Genomic DNA, 4,442 nt, shown 5'->3' on the forward strand with positions numbered 1-4,442 from the left:
GTTCCCACCGGGCCGATCGGCGGGGGCGGTGCGCACGACGCCCCGAAACCCGGGTACCGTGGCCCGGCCGGGCGACCGGCCGCGGGCCGGTTCCCGGACGGACGTTGTCACTGTATGCGCGGATGCCCTCGCGGGGCGAAGCCCCGGGCGGATCCGCCGCCATCGGACCGGACCGGTCCGGCGGTTCGTTGTCACCGGCACGGTCCACAATGGTCGGCGGCGCGCGTCACCGGGGTCGTGTCGGCATCCACCCCCGCGGTGTGCCGCCCGCCCGGATCGCCCGTCCCGACCGTCCGTCACGTGCCGAAGGAGCGCCAGCCGCGATGGCCCGCCGCAGTACGAAGACCCCGCCGTCCGACGATTTCGAGGAGCGGATCCTCGACATCGACGTCGTGGACGAGATGCAGGGCTCCTTCCTGGAATACGCCTACTCGGTGATCTACTCCCGCGCGCTCCCCGACGCCCGGGACGGCCTGAAGCCGGTGCACCGCCGCATCCTGTACCAGATGCACGAGATGGGGTTGCGCCCCGACCGCGCCCACGTGAAGTGCGCCCGCGTGGTCGGCGAGGTGATGGGCAAGCTCCACCCGCACGGTGACTCGGCCATCTACGACGCACTGGTGCGGATGGCACAACCGTTCTCCATGCGGCTGCCCCTGGTCGACGGCCACGGCAACTTCGGTTCCCTGGGCAACGACGACCCGCCCGCCGCCATGCGGTACACCGAATGCCGTTCCGCCTCGCCGGCCGAGCTGATGACCGCTTCGATCGACGAGGACACCGTCGACTTCGCGCCGAACTACGACGGCAGCGAGCGGGAGCCCGTCGCGCTGCCCGCCGCCTACCCGAACCTGCTGGTCAACGGCGCCTCCGGGATCGCCGTCGGCATGGCCACCAACATGCCCCCGCACAACCTGGGCGAGGTGATCGCCGCCGCCAAGCACCTGCTCAAGCACCCGGGCGCCGATCTGGCCACCCTGATGCGCTTCGTGCCCGGTCCCGACCTGCCCACCGGCGGGCGGATCACCGGCCTGGACGGCATCCGCGACGCCTACGAGAACGGGCGCGGCACCTTCCGCATCCGGGCCACCACCACCGTCGAACAGGTGACCCCTCGCCGCAAGGGCCTGATCGTCACCGAACTGCCGTTCACGGTGGGGCCGGAGAAGGTCATCTCGAAGATCAAGGACCTGGTCAACTCCAAGAAGCTCCAGGGCATCGCGGACGTGAAGGACCTGACCGACCGCAACCACGGTCTGCGGCTGGTCATCGAGATCAAGAACGGCTTCAACCCCGAGGCCGTACTCGCCCAGCTCTACAAGCTCACCCCGATGGAGGAGTCCTTCGGGATCAACAACGTGGCCCTGGTGGACGGCCAGCCCCTCACCCTCGGCCTGAAGGAACTGCTCCAGGTCTACCTGGACCACCGGTTGACGGTGGTGCGACGGCGCAGCGAGCACCGGCGCGGCCGGCGCGAGGACCGCCTCCACCTCGTCGAGGGCCTGCTGATCGCCCTGCTGGACATCGACGAGGTCATCCGGCTCATCCGCGGCAGCGACGACTCCGCGGCGGCGAAGGACGCGCTGATGGCGCGCTTCGAGCTGAGTGAGACGCAGACCCGCCACATCCTGGACACCCCCCTGCGCCGGCTGACCCGGTTCGACCGGCTGGAGCTGGAGACCGAGCGCGATCGTCTGACCGGCGAGATCGCCGAGCTGACCCGGATCCTGGAGTCCGACGCCGAGCTGCGCCGGGTCGTCTCGTCCGAGTTGACCGAGGTCTCCCGGAAGTTCGGCACCCCGCGCCGCACCGAACTGTCGCAGGAGGACGGCGCCCCGCTCGCGGCCGTGCCGCTCCAGGTGGCCGACGAGCCGTGCCGGATCCTGCTCTCCTCCACCGGACTGCTCGCCCGCACGACCGGGCCGGAGCACCCCTTCGACCAGGGGGCCGGCGGCAAGCGGGCGAAGCACGACGTCATCGTCTCCGCCGTCCCCGGCACCACCCGCGGTGAGATCGGTGTGGTCACCTCCGCCGGCCGGCTGCTGCGGCTCCAGGTGGTGGACCTGCCCGAGCTGCCCGTCGACGCGGCCGGCCCCGGCCTCGCCGGCGCCGCGCCGCTCGCCGAGTTCGTCTCCCCCGGGGATGACGAGCGGGTGCTCTGCCTGGCCAATCTCGACGAGTCCTCGCCGGGCCTGGCGCTGGGCACCGAGCAGGGCGTGGTCAAGCGGGTCGTCCCCGACTATCCGGCGGGCAAGGACGAGTTGGAGGTCATCTCCCTGCGCGAGGGGGACCGGCTGGTGGGCGCGATCGAGTTGCGCACCGGCGAGGAGGACCTGGTCTTCATCACCGACGAGGCGCAACTGCTGCGCTACGCGGCCTCGCAGGTGCGCCCGCAGGGGCGGCCGGCGGGCGGCATGACGGGGATCAAGCTGCCGGAGGGCGGCCGGGTGATCTCCTTCACCGCGGTGGACCCGGCGGTCGAGGCGGTGGTCTTCACGATGGCCGCCGGCACCGGGGCCGCGGGGTCCCGGGGCACCGCGAAGCTGACCCCGTTCGAGCAGTACCCGCGCAAGGGTCGGGCCACCGGCGGGGTGCGGTGCCAGCGCTTCCTGAAGGGCGAGGAGCGCCTCGCCTTCGCCTGGGCCGGTCCGGCGCCCGCCCGGGCGGCGACGGCCTCGGGGGCCGCGGCTCCCCTGCCGGAGCCCGATCCGCGCCGGGACGGCTCGGGTACGCCGCTGCCCAAGGCGATCGCGGTGATGGCCGGTCCGGTCCGCCGGGAGGCCTGACCGGGGCCGGTGCCCGATCCCCGTCGGGGTCGGGCACCGGCCCCGGTTCGCGAGCCGTGGTCCGAACGCCGTCCGGGCCCTCCCCGTCGGTCGGTACGGCCGTCACCGGTCAGTACGGCGGGTCCTCAACGGTCACCCCGGCCGTCGACCCACCGAGCCGGTGCGCCGGATCGGCCTCGTACGGATCGGAGTCGTACGGATCGGGGGCCCGGACGTCCCGGGGGTCCCCCGCGTCGTCCCCGGCGTACGGGACCCCCGGCTCCACCGGTCCGCCCGCCCCGTCGTCCCGGGGGGAGGCGTACGGGTCGGCGGTCCCGGGGACGGCTCCCGCCGGAGCCTCGCCCCCGCCGTCGCGTCCGTCCCCGGGCGGGGAATCATCGGGGTGGTCGACGAACCGCAGGACGCCGTAGAGCGCGTCGGGACGCGGCTCCCCCGGTCCGGTACCGACGCACTCCTCCAGTTCCGCGCGCAGCGCCCGGGTGTCGATATCGGCGCCGATCAGTACGAGCTCGGTGCGGCGGGCCTCCCCCTCGGGCCACGGCTCGGTGCGGTAGCGCAGGAAGCGCCCCACCGCGTGCATCACGAACCGTCGCTCCGGCTCTCCGGGCGGGAGGGCGAAGCGGACCGTCCCCTTGATCCGGTACAGGCCCTCCGGGCGGCGTTCGGTGAAGGCGGCGAAGCGGCGCGGATCGAGGGGTTCGTCGGCGGTGAAGGCCAGCGAGGTGTAGCCGGCGTGCAGGTGATCGGCGTGCTCCCCCTTGGGGGCGTCCGTCGCGCACGTGCCGGGGGCTCCGGCGTCCCCGGCCGCCTCCTCGGCCAGGAGGTCACCGAAACTCAACTGCCGGGGGCCGACGGCCTCCCGTCGCACGGGATCGAAGAGCAGACCGGGGTCCACCCTTCCGTGGACGGCCGTGACCACGGGGGCACCCCGGGTCAGCGAGCGGACCTCCCCCAGCAGGCTCTCCAGGCGGTCCGCCGGCACCCGGTCGCTCTTGTTGAGCACCACCAGATCGGCGACCGCCAGATGCCGCTCGATACCCGGGTGCCGCTCGCGGGTGGCGGTGAACTCGGCCGCGTCCACCACCTCGACCAGACCGCCGTAGAGCACCCGGGGCGAGGAGGCCGCGAGCACCATGCGGGCGAGGACCTCCGGCTCGGCCAGCCCGCTGGCCTCGATGACGATGAGGTCGATGCCGACCTCCGGCTCGGCCAGCCTGCCCAGCATCTCGTCCAGGTCCTCGGTGTCCACCGCGCAGCACAGGCAGCCGTTGCCCAGCGAGACCATCGAGTCGACCTGTCCGGCGACCGCGAGGGCGTCCACCCCGATGCTGCCGAAGTCGTTGACGACCGCGCCGATGCGCAGACCGCGCCGGTTGTGCAGCAGGTGGTTGAGGAGGGTCGTCTTGCCCGCTCCGAGGAAGCCCGTCAGCACGAGCACCGGGAGGCGCTCGCCGGGTGCCGCCGTCACTGTCCCGTCCGTCCCTTCCGTCGGCCCGGTGGTGCCGGGACCCCCGCCCGGCCGATCGGCACGGGGTGGTGATCAGGATAGGGCGCCCCACCCCGACGGGCCGCGAAACGGCAGTGAGGTTAGGCTCGGCTGTGTCGATGACGGCTTTCGACCGGCCCCCGGCCGAGTCCCGGAGCCCCTCCCCGGAC

At 73.3% G+C, this 4,442-nt stretch carries 2 protein-coding genes; one reads left to right on the forward strand and one right to left on the reverse strand.

Features of this window, described 5'->3' with window-relative positions; genetic code table 11:
* Positions 1-323 precede the first annotated feature (323 nt).
* On the forward strand, positions 324-2,786 hold the full coding sequence (locus tag FNQ90_RS13785) for a DNA gyrase/topoisomerase IV subunit A (protein ID WP_182606652.1): 2,463 nt from the start codon (positions 324-326) through the stop codon (positions 2,784-2,786).
* 109 nt (positions 2,787-2,895) lie between these two features.
* Here FNQ90_RS13785 and FNQ90_RS13790 read toward each other — a convergent pair whose 3' ends face one another.
* Positions 2,896-4,254, reverse strand: coding sequence for a CobW family GTP-binding protein (locus FNQ90_RS13790; protein ID WP_182606653.1), 1,359 nt, complete (start codon positions 4,252-4,254; stop codon positions 2,896-2,898).
* Between the last annotated feature and the right edge of the window lie 188 nt (positions 4,255-4,442).

Origin of the sequence: Streptomyces alkaliphilus (genome assembly GCF_014141535.1) — a bacterium.
Lineage (GTDB): Bacteria > Actinomycetota > Actinomycetes > Streptomycetales > Streptomycetaceae > Streptomyces > Streptomyces alkaliphilus.

What these genes read in the sequence shown, in the direction of transcription:
- FNQ90_RS13785 (WP_182606652.1), top strand. Translation starts at nt 324, where the DNA reads ATGGCCCGCCGCAGTACGAAGACCCCGCCGTCCGACGATTTCGAGGAG.